The sequence below is a fragment of the Paraburkholderia unamae genome, assembly GCF_003096875.1.
GTDB classification, from domain to species: Bacteria; Pseudomonadota; Gammaproteobacteria; order Burkholderiales; family Burkholderiaceae; genus Paraburkholderia; species Paraburkholderia unamae.
Genome location: NZ_QEOB01000016.1, coordinates 108337 through 126972 on the forward strand (window position 1 = coordinate 108337; position 18636 = coordinate 126972).

The 18636-nt window shown below is 68.3% G+C and carries 15 protein-coding genes; 6 read left to right on the forward strand and 9 right to left on the reverse strand.

Translation table 11 applies throughout. From position 1 onward, the window contains the following. Positions 1-22 precede the first annotated feature (22 nt). Positions 23-805, reverse strand: a complete 783-nt coding sequence (locus C7402_RS30020; protein WP_116613209.1) for an IclR family transcriptional regulator — start codon at positions 803-805, stop codon at positions 23-25. Positions 806-1029: 224 nt separating this feature from the next. On the opposite strand from C7402_RS30020, the gene C7402_RS30025 reads away from it, so the two are divergent. After that, positions 1030-2397, forward strand: coding sequence for an MFS transporter (locus C7402_RS30025; protein WP_112173520.1), 1368 nt, complete (start codon positions 1030-1032; stop codon positions 2395-2397). 24 nt (positions 2398-2421) lie between these two features. Further along, entirely contained in the window at positions 2422-2871 is a 450-nt protein-coding gene (locus C7402_RS30030) for a type II 3-dehydroquinate dehydratase (RefSeq protein ID WP_112173521.1), read from the forward strand. Positions 2872-2886: 15 nt separating this feature from the next. On the opposite strand, the gene C7402_RS30035 is transcribed toward C7402_RS30030, so the two are convergent. Beyond that, the gene (locus C7402_RS30035; RefSeq protein ID WP_116613298.1) at positions 2887-3309 is read right to left on the reverse strand and encodes a Fur family transcriptional regulator; all 423 of its coding nucleotides are present in this window, start codon (positions 3307-3309) and stop codon (positions 2887-2889) included. A 248-nt stretch (positions 3310-3557) separates the two neighbouring features. On the opposite strand from C7402_RS30035, the gene C7402_RS30040 reads away from it, so the two are divergent. From C7402_RS30040 to C7402_RS30050, 3 genes are all read left to right on the forward strand, one after another. Next, positions 3558-4766 carry a polysaccharide pyruvyl transferase family protein gene (locus C7402_RS30040; RefSeq protein WP_116613210.1) on the forward strand — a complete coding sequence of 403 codons (1209 nt, stop codon included), beginning with the start codon at positions 3558-3560 and terminating at the stop codon, positions 4764-4766. 202 nt (positions 4767-4968) lie between these two features. Then, complete coding sequence (locus tag C7402_RS30045) at positions 4969-6066, forward strand: glycosyltransferase family 2 protein (RefSeq protein ID WP_116613211.1); 1098 nt, start codon at positions 4969-4971, stop codon at positions 6064-6066. Between the two features lie 101 nt (positions 6067-6167). Continuing rightward, positions 6168-7814: a DUF6311 domain-containing protein gene (locus C7402_RS30050; RefSeq protein ID WP_112173524.1), complete on the forward strand. Its 1647-nt coding sequence runs from the start codon at positions 6168-6170 to the stop codon at positions 7812-7814. 109 nt (positions 7815-7923) lie between these two features. On the opposite strand, the gene C7402_RS30055 is transcribed toward C7402_RS30050, so the two are convergent. The 4 genes from C7402_RS30055 to mdlC form a co-directional block, all read right to left on the reverse strand. Continuing rightward, entirely contained in the window at positions 7924-9321 is a 1398-nt protein-coding gene (locus C7402_RS30055; RefSeq protein ID WP_116613212.1) for an MFS transporter, read from the reverse strand. A gap of 108 nt (positions 9322-9429) precedes the next feature. Beyond that, positions 9430-10353 carry a ketopantoate reductase family protein gene (locus C7402_RS30060; protein ID WP_116613213.1) on the reverse strand — a complete coding sequence of 308 codons (924 nt, stop codon included), beginning with the start codon at positions 10351-10353 and terminating at the stop codon, positions 9430-9432. A 9-nt stretch (positions 10354-10362) separates the two neighbouring features. Continuing rightward, the gene (locus C7402_RS30065; RefSeq protein WP_116613214.1) at positions 10363-11814 is read right to left on the reverse strand and encodes an aldehyde dehydrogenase; all 1452 of its coding nucleotides are present in this window, start codon (positions 11812-11814) and stop codon (positions 10363-10365) included. Between the two features lie 47 nt (positions 11815-11861). Continuing rightward, positions 11862-13487, reverse strand: coding sequence for a benzoylformate decarboxylase (gene mdlC, locus C7402_RS30070; RefSeq protein WP_116613215.1), 1626 nt, complete (start codon positions 13485-13487; stop codon positions 11862-11864). Between the two features lie 106 nt (positions 13488-13593). Here mdlC and C7402_RS30075 point away from each other — a divergent pair, with 106 nt between their 5' ends. Next, positions 13594-14502, forward strand: coding sequence for a LysR family transcriptional regulator (locus C7402_RS30075; protein WP_116613216.1), 909 nt, complete (start codon positions 13594-13596; stop codon positions 14500-14502). A 23-nt stretch (positions 14503-14525) separates the two neighbouring features. On the opposite strand, the gene C7402_RS30080 is transcribed toward C7402_RS30075, so the two are convergent. The 3 genes from C7402_RS30080 to hflC are packed head-to-tail and all read right to left on the reverse strand — an operon-like array spanning position 14526 to position 18615. Beyond that, complete coding sequence (locus C7402_RS30080; protein WP_116613217.1) at positions 14526-16520, reverse strand: heavy metal translocating P-type ATPase; 1995 nt, start codon at positions 16518-16520, stop codon at positions 14526-14528. Further along, a complete protein-coding gene (gene hflK / locus C7402_RS30085) occupies positions 16517-17551 on the reverse strand; it encodes a protease modulator HflK (protein WP_116613218.1) in 1035 nt (344 codons plus the stop codon). Before hflK ends, C7402_RS30080 begins: the two co-directional genes overlap by 4 nt. After that, positions 17548-18615 carry a protease modulator HflC gene (hflC, locus tag C7402_RS30090; RefSeq protein ID WP_116613219.1) on the reverse strand — a complete coding sequence of 356 codons (1068 nt, stop codon included), beginning with the start codon at positions 18613-18615 and terminating at the stop codon, positions 17548-17550. Before hflC ends, hflK begins: the two co-directional genes overlap by 4 nt. Positions 18616-18636: the final 21 nt, after the last annotated feature.

Consider the following 18636-nt stretch of genomic DNA (forward strand, 5'->3'; position numbering starts at 1 on the left):
TTCCGGCGATACGCCGCGAGGTTCACCGCCCTCTGCCCAGCAAGGGCGAGGCCAGACTCGCCGCCGCAAGCTCACTGGCCGCCGCAACAAGCGCCGGCCCGAGCATGGCCATGCGCTGTTCCGTGAGCCGCACCGCCGGCCCGGCAATGCTGATCACGCCAATGGCCGCATAACCGCGCCGCTGCACGGGCGCGGCCATCGCCGTCATGCCGGGCGCGAACACTTCGTTGATCGTCGCATAGCCGCGCTCGCGGGCGGCATGCACGAATTCGAGCAGCGCCTTGACGGTAGTGGGTGCGCGCGGCCCGTATTGCGCGGGCTTGCCAAAGCCCTGGCGCGTCACGAGTTCGAGCGCGCGTTCGTCAGTCATGCTCATCATCCACGCGTGGCCCGTGGCGCTGCATGAAAGTATCGTGTCCATGCCCATGTCCGGGTCGTAGCGCAGGCCCTTGAGCGCGCCCTGCGCTTTCGCCACCCACGTGAGCCGGTCGCCGTCCACGATCGCGAGACGCACGAGTTCGCCCGACTTCTCCGCGAGGCGGTCGAGCATGCTCTGTGCGACGTCCACGATGCCCGACGTCGCGAGATAGCTCAGCCCGAGCCCCACGAGCTTGGTCGTGAGCACATAGTCGCCATGCTCGCGCAACTGGCGCACGTAGCCGCACTGCTTGAGATCGACGAGCAGCCGGTGGCACGCGCTGCGCGGAATGTCGAGCTGGTCCGAGATCATCGCGAGCGGCGTGCCTTCCATCTGCGTGGCGAGGAATTCCAGCACGGCCATCGTTCTTTCCGTCACGCCCGGCATGGCGTCTCCTTCGTTTCAATGCTTCGATCGCGCCGATCATTGCACATTATGAGATGAAATTCCAGCCTGGAATGGCGTCCCACCAGCGCTGTTAATCTGTGCACCACTGACGGCGGCCGGAAGAAAAAGCCCCGGCGTCAGAAGAGAAACGGCGAAACCACGCCGTCCATAAAGCGCGGCTCGCGCAAGGCGAACCGCCACCAGGTTTGGAAAAAGGAGACAACATGAACCAGCAGGCACACCCCGACGGCCACCAGGCGATGCGCACGCGCGCCGTCACCGCGGCCGCCGTCGGCACGGCGCTCGAATGGCTCGACTTCACGCTCTACGGCGCGCTGGCGGCCACCGTGCTGCCCAAATTGTTCTTCCCCGCGATGGATGCGACCTCGGCGCTGCTCGCCTCGCTCGCGACCTTCGGCGTGGGGCTCGCCGCGCGCCCGCTCGGCGCGATCATCTGCGGCCATCTCGGCGACAAGCTCGGCCGCCGCAATCTCATGCTCGCCACGGTCACGGTCATGGGCCTCTCGTCGATGCTCATGGGCCTGCTGCCCACCTATGCGAGCATCGGCGTCTGGGCGCCCATGCTGCTGGTCGCGCTGCGCATCCTGCAAGGCTTCGCGCTGGGCGGCGAATCCACCGGCGCGCAACTCATGGCGATCGAGCACGCGAGCCCCGAGCGCCGCGGCAAGTATTCAGGACTCCTTGGTCTGTGCTCGCCGCTCAGCCAGATCATGGCCAACGGGGTCCTGCTCGCGCTCTCCGCTTCGATGTCCGCGCAGGCGTTCGAATCGTGGGGCTGGCGCGTGCCGTTCGTGCTCAGCTTCGTGCTCGTGATCGTAGGCGTCTACATCCGCCTGCGCGTGAGCGAAACGCCCGCCTTCGTCGCGCTGAGCAAGACCGAAGTGGCGGAAGTGGGTAGCCCGCTGCGCGACGCGCTGCGCCTGCACTGGCGCACGGTCCTGCGCTGGATGCTGTTCTTCTGCGGCCCGGCCGCGATCTTCTATCTGATCGTGGTGTTCTCGCTCAGCTACGTCACGAAAACGCTGGCCATGCCGCGTCAAACCGGCTTCATGTTGCTGATGGGCGCAAATGTCTGCGCGATCGTCGGCGCACTGGCGGGCGGCATGCTGAGCGACCGCATCGGCCGCAAGAAGGCGCTGGCCGTGGGCTCGATCGCAACGCTCGCCATGCTGTTCTTCTACTTCCAGATTCTCGACACGAAGAGCTTCCTGCCGATGCTCGCCGCGATGGGCTTCTTCCTCGGCTTCACGCAGTTTCAGAGCGGCATTCAGCCCGTGGCCTTCGCCGAGGCGTTCCCGACCAACGTGCGCTACTCCGGCTCGGCGCTCGCCTATACGGGCGCGAACCTCGTGGCGGGCGGCCCGATGCCGGTGCTCGCCGTCTGGCTGTTCGCGGTGTGCAACGGTTCGCCGTGGGGCGTCGTGGCGGTGTGCGTGGTCTTCAACGTGATCTCGCTCGTCATGATACTCACCGCGCCCGAAACGCGCGGCATCGACATGAACCGCGTGGATACCGCGGCAAACGTGCTCGGCGCGTCGGGCAACACGCCCATGCAATCGCATTCCCATTGAAACCCTGAAATACGCAATCGCACGATGAAACCACTTGTCTATGTCCTGAACGGCTCGAATCTCAACATGCTCGGCAAGCGCGAGCCGCACCTGTACGGCACGACCACGCTCGCGCAGGTCGAAACGCGCACGCGCGCGTTAGCCGAGGAGCTCGGGCTGCAATGCGAGTTCAGGCAAACCAACCACGAAGGCGTGATGGTGGACTGGCTCCAGGAAGCCTTTGAAAAGGACGCCGCCGTCGTCATCAATCCGGCGGGCTTCTCGTTCGCGTCGATACCGGTGCTCGACGCGGCGAAGCTGATCCGCCAGCCGCTCGTCGAAGTGCACATCACGAACATTCATCAACGCGACGAGCAGTACCGCCACTCGCTGATCTCGCTCGCGGCGAAAGGCGTGATTTGCGGGCTGGGCGTGGAGGGGTATCTGCTGGCGCTCAGAGCCGTGGCGAGTGCGCTGAAGCACGCGCAAGCGTGAGGACCGCGCGCCGGCTCACGCGGCCGGCGTGCAAGCGGCGCAAAGCCCGAAGACGACGAGGCTCGAATGCGTGTAGCGAAAGCCTTTCGAGGCCGCGATGGAGGCGTGCTGGTGCTGCAACGCGGGCTCGTCGATATCGCACACGGTCTTGCAGCCTTCGCAGACGAGGTGCGCGTGCGGCGCCCCGCGGCCGAGCTCGTACACCACGCGCGTTTCGCCCACCCATGTGCTCGTGAGCAGTTGCGAATCCATTAGCTGCGCGAGCGCCCGATAGACGCTCGCGAGGCTGCATTGCTCGACATCGCTGGCGATGCGGCGAAACACCTGGTCGGCGCTCAAATGCTCGAGGGGCGCGTCGTGAAAGACCTTCAGCACGGCCACGCGGCTGGACGTCGGGCGCAGATGCGCTCTCTTCAGTTCGGAGTAGACCGTTCTCATTCGGGGCGAAACACTGTCGGCAAAGCCGACAGTGTCCGCGACCAATGCTTAAGACTTCCTTATGGCGCCAGAACGGCCCGCGCCGCGGCCTCGCGCGCCAACCCCGCATGGCCCCCACGGATCGGTTGAAAAGCCCATAGGACTGGCGGATATTGGCCGGAGCGGCTTGATTTCCATTCGCAGACCAGGGCTTTCGATGAAGCGGGAAACGTTTTCGGCCACGGCGGGGCGCGCCGCCTGAGGCCGCCATGGCGCGCACGCCCACCGTATTGTTCGGCGCGTTCGACCGGCACAACTTCGGCGACCTGCTGATCGCACAGGTGGCCGCGCGCCTCCTGCCGGATCGCGAAGTGCTCGTCGCCGGGCTCGCCGCCCGCGCCCCGTGCAGCGATGGCGGACCGGCCACGGTCGCGCTCGCCCAGGTCGAGGCATTCGCGCGCGGCCGCCCGGTTAACGTGATTCACGCGGGCGGCGAACTGCTGACCTGCGATGCCTGGCAAGCGGCCGTCATGCTCGCGCCACGTTCACGCGTGCAAGCGCTCATTGGCGCCGAAGGAGACTGGCTGCGCGACAAGCGCGCCTGGGCGCGCGCCCGGTTCGGCACCGCATCGCTCGCGCCCTATGTGGTTTCGAAGGCTACCTTGCCTGGCGTGCCGGTGAAGCACCTCGCGTTCAACGCCGTGGGCGGCGTCGATCTCGACGCGCGCGACGCCGACCTGCGAGCGGAGGTGCTGCACGCACTGCAATCCGCCGGGGCGGTAAGCGCGCGCGACCGGCAAACCCAGGCGGTGCTCGCGCAACGAGGCGTGGATGCGGATCTCATACCCGACCCGGCCGCGATGACCATGGCCTTGTTCGGCACGACGATACGGCGGCACACGGCAAAGAAAGCGCTGCGCGACGTTTTCGAAGCATTCCCCCGAGGCTACGCAGCCGTGCAGTTCAGCGCCGATTTCGGCGACGATGCGACGCTAGACACGCTTGCCGCGCAGCTCGAACGCGTGGCGCTCGCGCACGGCATCGGCATCGTGCTGTTTCGCGCGGGCGCCGCGCCCTGGCACGACGACCTCGCGGTGTATGAACGTCTCGCGGCACGGCTGCCTCGCGCTGTGGCCCATGTGTTCGCTTCGCTGAACGTGTGGGATATCTGCGCGTTGATCGCCGGCAGCCGCGTGTATTGCGGCAGCAGCCTTCACGGGCGCATCGTGGCGATGGCCTGCGCGCTGCCGCGCCTGAATATCAGTCATCCTGATCAAATTGCGTCCTTGACCAAACACGTCGCCTACGCGGCAACCTGGGAGCCCGATGGCGTCCCCGGCACGGTGGCCATCGCGGACCAGGCCGAAGCGGTGGACCGTGCGCTGTCCGCCGAGCGCGAGGCATTGCGCGCCACGGCATCCGAGCTTGCGCGACGCTACCGGGCCGGGTTCGCCGCGCTCGTCGCCCGGCTGGACTGAGCCCGCACGGTCGAAGGCACCGGTGCGCCACCGAGGCCACTGAAGACACCAAACACGCCCGGCGCAGTGTGACGGCCATCACACTTCCCCGCACTTTCAGCCGCTAGACTGTCAAGCCACTTTGGGGAAGTGCCTCACCACGACGGCTCGCTCACATTCCGCACACAACGACCGAGAGCCCAGGAGAATAACCGTGAATTCAATGGCCGCTCGCAAGCTGCTAAGCGTTGTTGCGCCCGTCTACAACGAGGCCGACGCCATCCCCATTTTCCTGCGCGCGCTCGATGCCACGTTCGGCACACTGCCCGACATCGACTGGGAAGTCGTATTCGTCAACGACGGCAGCGCCGACGCCACGCTTGCCGTGCTCGAACGCGAGGCCAGCATTCGCGGCAATATCGTCATCGTCGACCTCTCCCGCAATTTCGGCAAGGAAGCCGCGCTGACCGCCGGCCTCGACTTTGCCAACGGCGACGCCGTCGTGCCGATGGACGTGGATTTGCAGGACCCTCCGGAGTTGATCTCGCAGATGCTGGCGCTCTGGCGCGAAGGCTGGGAAGTCGTCGTCGCCCGGCGTCAGGACCGGTCCGCCGACAGCGCGGCCAAGCGCGTCACCGCACGCGCTTTCTATCGCCTGATGAGCCGCATTTCCCGTCCCGCGCTCCCGCAGGATGTGGGCGATTTCCGGCTGATGGATCGCAAGGTGGTGGATGCGATTCGCCGCCTGCCGGAAAAGCGGCGCTTCATGAAAGGCCTGTTCGCCTGGGTTGGTTTTCGCACAACCGAGGTGAGCTATGAGCGCCCGGCGCGCGCGGCGGGGCAAACCAAGTTCAACAGCTGGAAATTGTGGAACCTCGCGCTGGAAGGCATCACCAGTTTCAGCACGCTGCCGCTGCGCGTATGGACGTACTTCGGCGCGGCCATTGCTTCGGTCGCGTTCCTTTATGGCGCGATCATCATCGCGCGAACCTTCGTGCGAGGGATCGATGTTCCCGGCTATGCCTCGCTCGTCGTGCTGATTCTCTTCTTTGGCGGCATCCAGCTCGTGACGCTGGGGGTCATTGGCGAGTATCTCGGACGGACCTATGAAGAGGCGAAACAACGGCCTGTGTATGTCGTGCGCAATTGCATCCGGTCGGCGGCGGGCGCGGCCAGCGCGGTAGCCGGCATCGCAGCGAACGCGGCTGCCAGCCTGACGGGCCAGCGAGAATCCATCGAACAGATCGACCGGGTGCTGCACGACGAGGCGGCTCTTACGCGGGCCGTAACATTGACACCGCACACCGCGACCCCCGAATAATGCACGTGCTTAACAGGATCGGCATGACGCAAGCAGTAAGAGCAAGATTCGCACACCTGCGCACAGGCGCTGACTGTACCTTTTTAGTGTGGCTCGGGGGAATGACTATCGGCCTCGCCGTCGCCCTCTGGCTCTACGGCTGGCGCATCGCCATGCCAGGCAACGTCGGCTGGCTGCTCCAGGGCGGTGACATTTCCAGCCCCTTCCTCGGCTGGGACATGTTCCGCCGCGACAGCTGGCACTGGCCACCCGGCGCGAACCCCATGCTCGGCGACATGGCGCCCAACAGCATCGTTTTCACTGACTCGGTGCCGCTCGTCGCGCTAGCGTTAAAGCCACTCCATGCCGTCCTTCCTGATCCGTTTCAGTACCAGGGATTTGTGCTTTTCGCCAACTTCATGCTCAACGGCGCATTCGCCGCTCTGCTTGCATGGCGGCTCGGCGCTCGCATGATTCCGGCGCTCGCGATGGCCGCATTCTGCGCCACGGCGTCCATCGTCACTGCGCGCGGCCCAGGTGGCCATGGCCATATAGCTTTGACGGCGCACTGGCTCATACTTGCGGCGCTCACGCTCGCATGGACCGCGCAAGCCATGCCCCCACGTCGCCGCTACTTCGCTTGGGCCCTGCTCGTGGCCGGCACGTCGCTCATACACTTTTATCTGCTCGTCATGGTGCTCGCGCTGTGGGCGGCCGACTGGGTGCTGCGCTGGATCATCCGACCTCTGGAGCGACGCACTCTCCTGCTGCACGCCGTCGCGCTCGGCCTGCTGCTCGCATGCGTGATGTATCTCGCCGGGTACCTCTCGGGAGCGAAGGGTGTCATGCCGGATGCGGGTGGGTTCGGCGGCTTCTCCGCTAATCTGCTGAGCTTCATCGATCCGTCCTCGGGGGCCTGGTTTTTCCATACGAACGACGGCTTGACGTCGATGTCCGTGTTTCTGCGCGATCAGGCAGACTGGAGCGGCGGCCAGTACGAGGGTAACGCCTATATGGGCGCGGGGCTGCTCCTCGTAGTCGTGATCGGTGCTGCGTTCTGGCTGCGCGGCGAACAGCTACGCCCCTCGTCCGAGTCGATCGCGGTAGGTACCGCCGCAGTTCTGCTCGCGCTGCTCGCACTCAGCAACGTCATCACGCTCGGCAGCCACGTGCTCGTGAAAGTCGGTTTGCCTCCGTTCTTCGCGACGCTGGCCGGTGTGGTCCGCGCAAGCGGTCGCTTCATCTGGGTGCTGTTCTATTTGCTGGCATTCTCAGCCATCGCCAGTATCGCGCGTAGCCTGCGGCCATCGCGGGCTGCACTCGTCATGCTTTGCGCGCTGGTGATCCAGTTCGTCGATCTCGCACCGTGGCACGGCTGGCTGCGTCGCGCTACCGACACCCAAGCGGTCATGCCCGACGAAACGCGTGACGCGCGAGTGGATGCGATGATGCGTGGCGCGCGCCGTATGGTGTTCCTGCCCGTCATGGACATTCCGTTCGATTACGTTCCGTTCACGTACGTCGCGGCGCGCCACCACATGAGCGTGAACGCGACCTATACTGCGCGCTCCTCAGGTGAAGCCATCGCTCGCGCCAACGAAGCGGAAACACGCAAGGTGCTCGAAGAACATGTGCCAACGGACGAGGTATTCGTTGTCGGCCCACATCAAGCCGTTTCGGAAAAAGCGTGCGCACGCAGCGACATGAAGTGCCTCACGCTCGATTCCGGCATGGTCGTCATGCGTGCCACCGGCAGCGTGGACCAGTAAGCGGCGGGCTGCGCCGCCCAGCGCAGCTTCGAAAGTTCTGCCGAAGTCCGCGCCACTTCTCCGAGCGAACCGTACACAATGCGCACGCCTACCCGGATCGGCCCTTACATCATCGCTCGCGACGCGCCAGATCCTTCGGGATATGACGCCCCACCACGGCTAGCGCTATCAGCACCACGACCATTGCCGCGCCGAGCATGGCCAGATAGCCGGTCGCGCCGCCCGCGGTAATCACCGCCGCGCCCGCGAACGCGCTCAGGATCGCGCCCACGCGGCCAAACGCGAGCGCCGAGGCCGTGCCCGTGGCGCGCACGCTGGTTGGATAAACGTAAGCGCAAAGCGCGTACATGGTGGACTGCACCGCGTTGACGAAGAGACCGTGCAGGCCAAGCCCCAGGATAAGCCAGCCGGTATGCTGGGCCGCGCCCACGCCGAGCATCATCCACGCGCTCGCGGCGCCGCCCGCGCAGCACAGCAGCAGCGGCACGCGCGACCCGAAACGCGTGATCGCGAGCGCGCACAGCAACGCGCCGATCACACCGCCCAGGTTATAGGCGCTCAGCCCATATCCCGCGAGCGACACGCTCAACCCCTCGCTCGTCAGCATCGCCGGCAACCAGCTAAACGCGCTGTACACGGCGAGCAGGCACATGAAGAACGCCCACCAGATCGCCACCGTGTCACGCGCACGGCCGTCGCGAAAGAGCGCCGTGAAGCCCGCGTGCCGTTCGGCGCTTTGCTCGCGCACGTCGGTGAAGACCGCATCGGGCGCGACCTGGCGCGCCATGCGGCCAAGCAGCCGCACGAGCTCGGGCCAGCGGCGCGGGCGCCGCGCGAGAAAGCGCGGCGACTCGGGCAACGCCACGAGCAGCAGGAACGCAAGCAGCAGCGGCAGCACGCCGCCCACGAAGAACAATGCGCGCCAGCCATACGCAGGCAGCACCTGTGCCGCGAATAGACCCGCCACCATGCCGCCGAGCGGCACGCACACGATCGTCGCCGTCACCGCGAACGTGCGGAACCGCGCGGGCGTGAATTCGGCCGTCATCGTGGTCGAGCTGGGCAGCGCGCCGCCAATGCCCAGGCCCGCGATGAAGCGCAGCGCGGCGATTGTCGCCACGTTCGGCGCAAGCCCGATCGCGCAGGTTGCCGAGCCGAACACGAGCACACTGCCGACCACGGCCCAGCGCCGCCCGAAACGATCCGCGAACAGCCCGGCAAACGCACTGCCGATCCCCATGCCGATCAGCCCCGCCGCCACGACCGGCGCGAACGCGTTGCGCGTAATACCCCATTCCTTGATGAGCACGGGAATCGCAAAGCCGATCAACTGGCTGTCGAATCCGTCGACGACGATGGACAAGGCCGCGAGCACCACGGCGATCTTTTGCAGCGTGGCGTAGGGGCCTTCGTCGAGCGTGCGTCCGATATCGACCGTTCCGCCGGCAATGGCCGGGGGCTCATGCGGCGTTGCTCCCGTTGCGGGCGCGGGCGTGGCGTAACTCATCAGGCGTCTCCTTTGCTGCGCTTTGGGCGCGCAGTCATGTGTCCGGAATCGTGTCGCACGGCATGAGCGGCGCAAGCCCGCCACCCATGCCATTGCTTGCTGACTACTTCATTGGGAATCCTTTGCATCGACGAGACGCACGAGTTGCAGCAGCGTCTGCGTATGGGGCACCGCGATGCCCCGCGAGCGCGCGGCTTCCACCACCGCGCCGTTGATCGCCTCGATCTCGGTCGCGCGGCCCGCCATCACGTCCTGGAGCATCGAGGGGCGATGCGCCCGGTGATGCGCGAGCGCATGCCGCACGTTGTCCGCCACATGCGCCGCGTTCACGGCCACGCCATGCGCATGCGCCACCGCCGCGACCTCCGCGACGATCTCCAGTGCGAGCGCTTCGCCGTCCGCCACGTTCGTCAGCTCGCCCACCGTGCAGCCCGTCACCGCGCACAAGCTGTTGAGCGCCGCGTTGAACGCGACCTTCTCCCAGATCGCGGCCCAGACGTCAGCGTCGGCCGTGCAGGCAAGACCCGCGTCGTTGAGCGCCGCGACCGTGCGCGAGAGCATCGGCGAGGCCGCGCCGTCCGCGCTCATCAACCGGATCGCGCCCGCGCCATGCGAGCTCACGCGGCCGGGCCCGTGCTTGTCGGCGGGCCACGTCGTCACGCCGATCATCACGCGCGCAGGGTCGGCGAAGCGGGCGAGACGCTCGGCATTGCCCAAGCCGTTCTGTAGCGAAAGCAACGCGGTTTGCGGGCCCAGCGCGCCGCGCGCGGCAGCCAGCGCCGCCTGCGTGTGCATGGTCTTCGTAAAGACGATCAGCAGATCCGCCGCCTGCGCCGCCGCCTCGGGACGCAGCGCTTCGAGGTTGGTGACGGTGCGCTCGCCCGCGTCGGTCGTGAGTTGCAGGCCGCCCGCATTGATGGCGCTCAGGTGTGCGTTGTCGACGTCGAGCAGCGTCACACGGTGGCCCGCTTCGGCCAGCAGGCCGCCGAACAGCGAGCCCATCGCACCCGCGCCGAGTATGGCGATATGCATGGCGCGCCCTCAGAACGGATAGTGACGCGGCGCGGTCTGCATGGTGATCCAGCGCAGTTCCGTGAATTCCGCAATGCCCGCTTTGCCGCCAAAGCGCCCGAAGCCGCTCTCCTTCACGCCGCCGAACGGCATTTGCGCTTCGTCGTGCACGGTCGGCCCGTTGATATGGCAGATGCCCGATTCGATGCGCTGCGCGACATGCCACGCGCGCGCGGTATCGCGGCTGAATACCGCCGACGCAAGCCCGTACGCGTTATCGTTCGCGCACGCAATCGCGGCTTCCTCGCCGCGCACGCGCACGATGCCCTTCACCGGCCCGAACGATTCGTCGTGGTAGAGACGCATTTCTGGCGTGACATGGTCGAGCAGCGTGGCGGGCATGAGCGTGCTGTCGGCCTTGCCGCCGCAGACAAGTTGCGCGCCCTTGGCGAGCGCGTCGTCGATCAGCGCGTTACAGCGTTCAACCGTGCTCATGTCCACCACCGAGCCGAGCACCACCGGCCCTTCGCGCGGGTCGCCGAGCGGCAGCGCGCGCGCCCGCTCGCCGAGCCGCGCGACGAATGCATCGGCAATCCTTTCGTCGACGATGATGCGCTCCGTCGACATGCAGATCTGCCCGGAATTCGCGAACGCGCCGAACGCGGCCGCGTGCGCCGCCGCTTCGATATCGGCGTCGTCGAGCACGACGAGCGGCGCCTTGCCGCCCAGTTCCAGCACCGCGGGCTTGAGATAGCGCGCGCAGGTCCCGGCGATGATGCGGCCCACGCGCGTGGAGCCCGTGAAGTTCACGCGGCGCACTTTGGGGTGCGCGATCATGGCCTCCACCACGCGCGCGGCGTCGGCGGGCGCGTTGGTCACGAAGTTGACGGCGCCGCGCGGCAGGCCCGCTTCCTGCATCGCCGCGATGATGAGCCCGTGCGTGGCCGGGCAGATTTCCGAGCCTTTGAGCACGACGGTATTGCCGCACGCGAGCGGCAGCGCGATCGCGCGCACCGCGAGGATCACGGGCGCATTCCACGGCGCGAGGCCGAGCACGACGCCCGCCGGCTGGCGCACGCCCATGGCGAGGCTGCCGGGCACGTCGGAGGGAATCAGCTCGCCGCCCATCTGCGTGGTGAGCGCGGCCGCCTCGATCAGCCCTGCCGCCGCGAGATGCACGTTAAAGCCCGCCCAGATGCCCGACGCGCCGGTTTCGGCCGCCATGGCGGCGGCGAACGCGTCCGCTTTCGCTTCGAGCGCGTGCGCCGCCTTCGTCAGCAGCGCGCGGCGCTCGCCCGGCCCCATGGCCGACCACACGGGAAACGCGGCCGCCGCGGCGTCGCAGGCCGCCACGGCGTCTTCCACGGTGGCCGCGCTCGCGCGGCTCGCCACCGTGCCGTCCAGCGGATTGCGGCGTTCGAACGTCGCGCCGTCGCGCGCCTGTACCGCTTCGCCGTCGATCAGCATCGTTACGGTTTGCATGTTCTGTTTCCTCGTTGATTTCTATCGGTTGGTTGCGTGCGCACCGTTCAGGCGACAATCGTTTCGACGAGCATCGGTCCCTGCCCGGCCAGCGCGGCATCAAGCGTATCGCGTAACCGGGCCGCTTCGCTCACTCGCACGCCGGGGCAGCCCATGCCCGCCGCCAGCGCCACGAAATCGAGGCCCGGCAGGTCGGTGCCCTGCACCGGGTCGGTCGGCTTGAAGCCGAACACGGGAGCGAAGTCCTGGAGCGCCGCGTAGCGCGTATTGTTGAGGATGACGAAGGTAATTGGCAGACCGAGCTGCACCGCGCTCCAGATTGCCTGGATCGAATACATGCTGGAGCCGTCGCCGATCAGCGCGATCACGCGCTGGCCTGGCCTCGCGAGCGCCACGCCCACGGCGGCGGGCATGCCATAGCCCAGGCCGCCGCTGTCCATCGTGAAGAACGTGCCGGGGCGCTCGAACGGCAGATACGTCTGCATCACCGGGCGCGAGCTGGGCGCTTCCTCCACGACCGTCGTGCCCGCGTCGCGCACGTCGGCGAGCGTTTGCAGCGCGTACGCCACCGACATGCGCTCGCCCGGCCCGGCGGGCGCGCTCGCGCGCGGCGGCACGGCGCGCCGCGCGGGCATCGCGCGCTCGATGACGGGCGCGGGCCGCGCCAGCAGATCGAGTACGCCCAGGCGCACATTGCCGACAGCCGCCATGCCTTCCGGCGTCCAGGCGGCCGTGCCCGGATCCTCGGTCAACTGGCACAGCACCGCGCCCGGCGGCACGTGCGGGCCGTGGCCTTCCACGTGATACGTGAAGGCCGGCGCGCCGATTGCGAACACGAGGTCGTGACCGCCCAGCCGTTCGACGATGCGCTCGCGCATGGCGGGCAGAAAGCCCGCGAACTGAGGATGCTTCTCGGGGAAACTGCAACGGCCCGTCATGGGCGCGACGTACACGCGCGCGCGATAGCGCTCGGCGAGCCGCACCGCGTCGTCCGCCGCACCCGCGCGATCCACCGCGCCGCCCACCACGAAGGCGGGCCGCGCGCAGGCGTCGAGCGCCGCGCCGATGCGCTCCAGCATCGCGGGCTCGGGGCGCGTGGTGTGCGCGAGCGCGCGCTCGGGCACGCGCTCGGCGCGCTGGTCCCAGTCGTCCACGGGAATCGAGACGAACACCGGGCCGCGCGGCTCCTGCATGGCGATCGCATAGGCGCGCGCAATCGCGAGCGGCACGTCCTGCGCGCGCGCCGGTTCGATGCTCCATTTCACATAGGGCCTGGGCAGTTCGGTGGCCTGGGTGGCCGCGAGAAACGGATCGTAGGGCAGGATCGAACGCGCCTGCTGGCCCGCCGTGACAACGAGCGGCGTGCGGTTGCGAAACGCCGTGAAGATGTTGCCCATGGCGTTGCCCACGCCCGCCGCCGAGTGCAGGTTCACGAGCGCGGCGTTGCCCGTGGCCTGCGCGTAGCCGTCGGCCATGCCCACCACGACGGCTTCCTGGAGGCCCAGCACGTAGCGGAAGTCGGCGGGAAAGTCGCGGAACATGGGCAGTTCGGTCGAGCCGGGGTTCGCGAAGATCGAGGTCATGCCCACGCGGCGCGCGAAGTCGATGACCGCGTCGCGCACGGTAAAGGCGTCGGGCTGCTGATGTTGCTGCTGAGGCGCGCTGCCGGTCATCCAAGGCCTCCTGTCGAAAAAGCGCGTCGTTCAATAGAGGGCCATTATCACGACGCTTCGGGTAACCGAAAATTGCTGAATTGGCTCAAAGGCATTACCTTTAGGCATGACTTACAACCTCCAGCAACTCCACGCGTTCGCCACCATCGTCTCCGCGGGCAGTCTCGGGCGCGCCGCCGAAACGCTGCACGTGACGCAGCCGGCGCTCTCGCGCGCGATCCGCCGCCTGGAGGAACAGGTGGGCGCGCCCCTCTTCGAGCGCCATTCGCGCGGCATGCACCTCACCGCCGTGGGCGAGGCGCTCCTGCCGCACGCCATCCTGCTCCAGCGCGAAGCCGAGCAGGCGCGCGAGGAAATCGACGCCATGCGCGGCCTCGCGCGCGGCACGATCCGCGTGGGGGCCGTGGGCAGCATCGCGAGCCTCGTGCTGCCGCTCGCGGTGAGCGGCGTGCTGCGCCGCTGGCCGGGGCTGCGCGTCGAGATTCTCGAAGGCGTGTGGGACCGGCTCGCCGACGCGCTCGTCAAACGCGAGATCGACCTCGCGCTCAGCATGGCCGTGCCCGACACCGACGAAATCGCGGCCATCGGCGATTGTCGCTGGGAAGATTGCAGCTATGTGGTGGCGGCGCACGATCATCCGCTGCGCACGAAGCCGGACCTCACGCTCGCGGATACGCTGAACGCGCAATGGGCGATTCCGCCGCGTGGCACGGCGCCGTTCGAGCACATGGAGCAGGCCTTCGCGGCGCAAGGGCTGGGCCTGCCGAACGTGGTGGTGCAAACGCGCTCGATCACGGCGCTCAAGAGCTTCGTGGCGCGCGCGGGCTTCCTGAGCTGGATGGCCTCGACGATGTATCTCACCGAGAGCCGGGCGGGCGTGTTCGATACGCTCGACATGCCGGGCGTCGAAGGGCGCCGCACGCTCACCGCGTTTCGCCGGCGGCACGGCATCCTGCCGAGTCCGGCGGCGAAGCTGCTGGAGCAGTTGCGCGCATTGACGTCGGCGCCGCAGTAACGCGGCGTTGGCACCGGCGGGCGTTACTTCTCGCGCAGCAGACGCCCCGCGTTCGCGATCACGACGAACGTACCCACGTTGTGCAGCACGGCGCTCGCCACGGCGCTGAGTACACCCAGCGCCGCAAGCGTGATGACGGCCACGGTCCTGGCGAGACCGATCGCGGCATTCGTCGTGGCGATGCGCCGGCAGCGCCGCCCAAGGCGCACGCTGTCCGGCACGCGGCGCAGGTCGTCGGCGAGCAGCACGATATCGGCCGAGGCCACGGCGATGTCGATGCCGCGCTCGCCCATCGCCACGCTCGTCGAGCCCGCCTTGATCGCGAGCACGTCGTTGAGGCCGTCGCCGACCACGAGCGGGTGATGTCCCGCCTCGATCTCGCGCAGCACGTAGTCGAGCTTGTCGTGCGGGAGCGCATGCGCCACCACCGTGTCGATGCCGACCTCGGCGGCCACGCGCCGCGCCACGCGCTCGCGGTCGCCGGTGAGCAGCGTCGCGCGTTCGATGCCGAGGGCGCGCAATGCATCGAGCGCTTCGCGGGCCTCCGCGCGCACCGTGTCGGCAAAGCCGAACCATGCGAGCAGGCGGCCGTTGAGCGCGAGGCCCACGCACGGGCCGTCCAGCTCCGCAGGCATGGGCGGCAGCATGCTCACGTATTGTTCGAGCAGGTCGAAGCGGCCCAGCACGGCCTCGCCCTCTGGCATGGGCGCAAGCACGCCGAGGCCACGCAGTTCCCGCGCGTGCGTGGGTGGTTCGTTTTTCGGTTCGCTTTTCGGTTCGCTGTGTCGCCCGCCCGGCGACAAATCGGCCGCCGCATGACGTTCGAGCGCGCGGCACACCGGGTGGGCGCTCACTTGCGCGAGCCGCGCAGCCAGCGCGAGGGCCTCGCCCTCCTCCACGCCCGGCTGCAACGCCACCTTCGTCACGCGCAATTCGCCATGCGTGAGCGTGCCCGTCTTGTCGATGACGAGCGTATCGATCTCGGCAAGCGTGTCGAGAAATACGGCATTCCTGAATAAAATGCCGCACCGCGCACCCGCCGCGATGCCCGCAATCGCCGTGGAGGGCGCGGCCAGCACCAGCGCGCACGGACATGCCGCGACGATCACCGCGAGCATGGCCGAAGCGTTCGCGCTCACGAACCACACGATCGCGGCGATCAGCAGCACGAGCGCGAGATACGCGTCCATGTAGCGCTCCAGTGCCTGCGTAATGGGCGGCTTGGCGGCCTCGGCGCGCTGCATCAGTTCGACCACCTTGCCGAGCGTCGAGGCCTCGCCGACCTCGGTGATCTCCACGCGCAGCGGGCCGTCCAGATTCATCGCGCCGCCGAACACGCGCGCGCCCTCGCCCGCGTCCTGCGGCAACGATTCGCCCGTGATCGCGCTATTGTCGATGGCCGAGCGTCCGTGCCGCACCACGCCGTCCGCGGGCACGCGCGCGCCGGGCAGCACATCGACCACGTCGCCCGCGCGCAGCGCTTCGTAGGGCACGGTTTCGATCGCGCCCGCCGCACTCACGCGCCGCACCTCGCCGGTAGTCAGGCGGCCCAGCGCGCGAATGGCTTCCTGCGAGCCCAGCACGCTGCGCTCTTCGAGTGCGTGACCGAAAGTCATGACGATGGGCAGGAGCGCGGCGGTCGTCATGTCGCCCACGGCCCACGCGCCGAGCATGGCGAGCGCGATCAGGCGGTCGGTCACGCCGTGCAGGCTCGGCGTCTTGAGGCTGCGCCACGCGCCCGCGAACACGGGCGGCGCGACCACGAGCGAGGCCGCCGCCGCGAGCAGTTGCGCGAGCGTGGCGTTGCCGGACGCCATGTGCGGCCACGCCAGCGAGAGTAGCAGCAAGCCGCCCGCGAGAAGCGCCAGCAGCGTATCGCGCGTGATCGCGCGGCGCTCCGCGTCCGACATGGCGAGCGCCGCGCCCGGCTGCGACGCAGGGCGCTCATGCGTGTGAGCGGGTTCGCGCACGAGGCCGGGCGCGTCCTCTCTCGCCGGTGTTTCGAGTGGCGTCGTCATGGCGCGCGCCCCGGCAACACGAGGCTCGACGCGTCGTTCGGATCGAGCGTCGTCACGCGCGCCGCGCGGGCGAGCACCGCCTGCACACGGTCGCGATACGCGCGCGCGAGCAGGCCGGGGTCGTGGTTCGCGCCGAGCGCCGCTTCGAGCTGCACGATCGTGGAGGTCTCGGACTGCGCCGTCGCCACCCGCTCGGCCGCGTTGGCTTCGGCATCCTGCACGATGCGATCGGCGCTTTGCTGCGCGTGCTGGCGCGTTTTCTCGGCGAGGGTGCGCGCCTGCGCCACGTCGCGCTCGGCGTTCTGTAGCGAGGTGAGCACCGCGTTGAAAGCATCGACGGCCGACGCGGGAAACGATGTCTCCAGGTCCACGCGCGCGACTTCGATGCCGAGACTCGCATGCGCGGCGGCAAGCGCATCGAGATGCCGCTGGATCGCGCTCGCGAGATCGCCGCGCAATTGCTCGCGGCGCGCGGCCATCTGCTGGTCGGCGGCCACGAGTTCCGGGCGCGCGACGAGGATCGAATCGAGGTCGCGCCGCGCGGCCGTCTCCACGACCGCCGCCGAGACGATGCGCTCGATCGCGGCGTCCAGACGTTCGAGCTGCAACGCGTACGCATAGGGGTCGCTCACGCGGTAGAACAGCGTCGCGCTCAACTGCACGACGCCGTTGTCTCCCGTGAGCACATAGCCGGAGCCCGCCAGCGCGTCGCTCGCTTCGCTCAGTTGCGTGCCCGCTTGCGGGTCGCGCGCGAGCGAAACGATGCGCCGTTCGAGCACGCGCTCGCTGCCCGGCACGAGCTGCACGGTTTCGAACGGCCGAGGCCACGCCACGAGCAGGCCCGCGCCCTGGCTGCGCACGTAGGCACCAAAGCGCATCACGACGGCGCTGCTGTCCGCCGGAATGCGGCGCACGTTCGAAGTGGCCCACGCGAGCGCGGCGAGCACCGCCAGCACCGCGACGAACCAGAACGACAGCCGCACCGCCTGCGCGCCGGGGCCGAGCACGGGGAACGCTTCGCGCGTGCTCATCGCGTGTGCCCGCGAGCGTGAGAAATCGTTGCTGGCGCAACCACTGCGCCCGTTGCCGGCGCTGCGGCGCCAAGCCCCGGCGGCCCCTGCACGAGCGCGCGGAACGGCGCGGCGTCGGTGCGCAGGATCAGGTTCGTGTTGGCGTTGACGACGGTGCCGAGCGTGTCGAGCGAGCGCAGCATCGTGTAGAGCTGCGGGTCGGCGGCGTAGCTCTTGCCGTAGATGGCCGCCGCGTCCTTGCGCGATTGCGCCTCGATGTCGGCGGCTTTCACGTTGGCGTCGGCGATCAGCACGCGCGCGTCGCGGTCGGCATCCGAGCGGATCTGCGCGGCTTCGCGCAGGCCATCTGCCGTGCGCTGCGCGGCCACGGTCTCGCGCTCGGCGCGCATGCGATCGACGGTCGCCGCGAGCGTCACGGCGGGCAGCGTGAGGCGCTCCAGCCCGACCTGCACGACATGCACGCCATATGCCGCGTACACCTGGGCATCGATCTGGCGGCGCAGCGCTTCTTCGAATGCGCCGATGCGCACCTTCGAGGGGTCGGTGTTGACGAGCGAGGCCAGATCGAAGCCCGCCGAGGTGGTCTGCAACGCGGAGCCGACGAGCGAGCGGATCTGGCGCGCGGCCTCGTCGGGCTCGTTGCGCACCGCGCGCACGAAGCGGCCGATGTCGGCGGCATTGGCGGGCACACGCCACGCCACGTAGGCCTGCGCGATGATGCGCAGGCCATCGCGCGTGCCGACGTCCTGCAAGCCGCTCGACGAGGTGTGCAGGCGCAGGTCCACGGGCACGGCCGCCTCGATGGGCGCGGGCAGCCGCCATGCGAGGCCGGGCCGCAACAGCACGCGCACCGGGTCGCCAAAGCGGGTGACGACGGTGGCCTCGCCCTCGCGCACCTGCACGACGCTCGCCACGATGAGCGCGACGAGCACGCAGAACAACGCGAACGCCGCGCGCAGCGCAAAACGCCGGGGATTCACGGGCCCCGATGCGCCCGAGCCTTCGTGGGCGTGACCGTGATGAGGATGAGAGTGCACATCGCCGTGCGTATGCAGAAAGCTCACGTTCGGATCACCTTGCTCTAT

Bases quoted from the DNA above. Each gene is read 5' to 3' on its own strand.
- C7402_RS30055 (WP_116613212.1), bottom strand. From the start codon at position 9,321: ATGAGTTACGCCACGCCCGCGCCCGCAACGGGAGCAACGCCGCATGAG.
- C7402_RS30065 (WP_116613214.1), bottom strand. From the start codon at position 11,814: ATGCAAACCGTAACGATGCTGATCGACGGCGAAGCGGTACAGGCGCGC.
- C7402_RS30060 (WP_116613213.1), bottom strand. From the start codon at position 10,353: ATGCATATCGCCATACTCGGCGCGGGTGCGATGGGCTCGCTGTTCGGC.
- mdlC (WP_116613215.1), bottom strand. From the start codon at position 13,487: ATGACCGGCAGCGCGCCTCAGCAGCAACATCAGCAGCCCGACGCCTTT.
- C7402_RS30020 (WP_116613209.1), bottom strand. From the start codon at position 805: ATGCCGGGCGTGACGGAAAGAACGATGGCCGTGCTGGAATTCCTCGCC.
- C7402_RS30045 (WP_116613211.1), top strand. From the start codon at position 4,969: ATGGCCGCTCGCAAGCTGCTAAGCGTTGTTGCGCCCGTCTACAACGAG.
- C7402_RS30025 (WP_112173520.1), top strand. From the start codon at position 1,030: ATGAACCAGCAGGCACACCCCGACGGCCACCAGGCGATGCGCACGCGC.
- C7402_RS30035 (WP_116613298.1), bottom strand. From the start codon at position 3,309: ATGAGAACGGTCTACTCCGAACTGAAGAGAGCGCATCTGCGCCCGACG.
- C7402_RS30080 (WP_116613217.1), bottom strand. From the start codon at position 16,520: ATGACGACGCCACTCGAAACACCGGCGAGAGAGGACGCGCCCGGCCTC.
- C7402_RS30050 (WP_112173524.1), top strand. From the start codon at position 6,168: ATGACTATCGGCCTCGCCGTCGCCCTCTGGCTCTACGGCTGGCGCATC.
- hflK (WP_116613218.1), bottom strand. From the start codon at position 17,551: ATGAGCACGCGCGAAGCGTTCCCCGTGCTCGGCCCCGGCGCGCAGGCG.
- C7402_RS30075 (WP_116613216.1), top strand. From the start codon at position 13,594: ATGACTTACAACCTCCAGCAACTCCACGCGTTCGCCACCATCGTCTCC.
- C7402_RS30040 (WP_116613210.1), top strand. From the start codon at position 3,558: ATGGCGCGCACGCCCACCGTATTGTTCGGCGCGTTCGACCGGCACAAC.
- C7402_RS30030 (WP_112173521.1), top strand. From the start codon at position 2,422: ATGAAACCACTTGTCTATGTCCTGAACGGCTCGAATCTCAACATGCTC.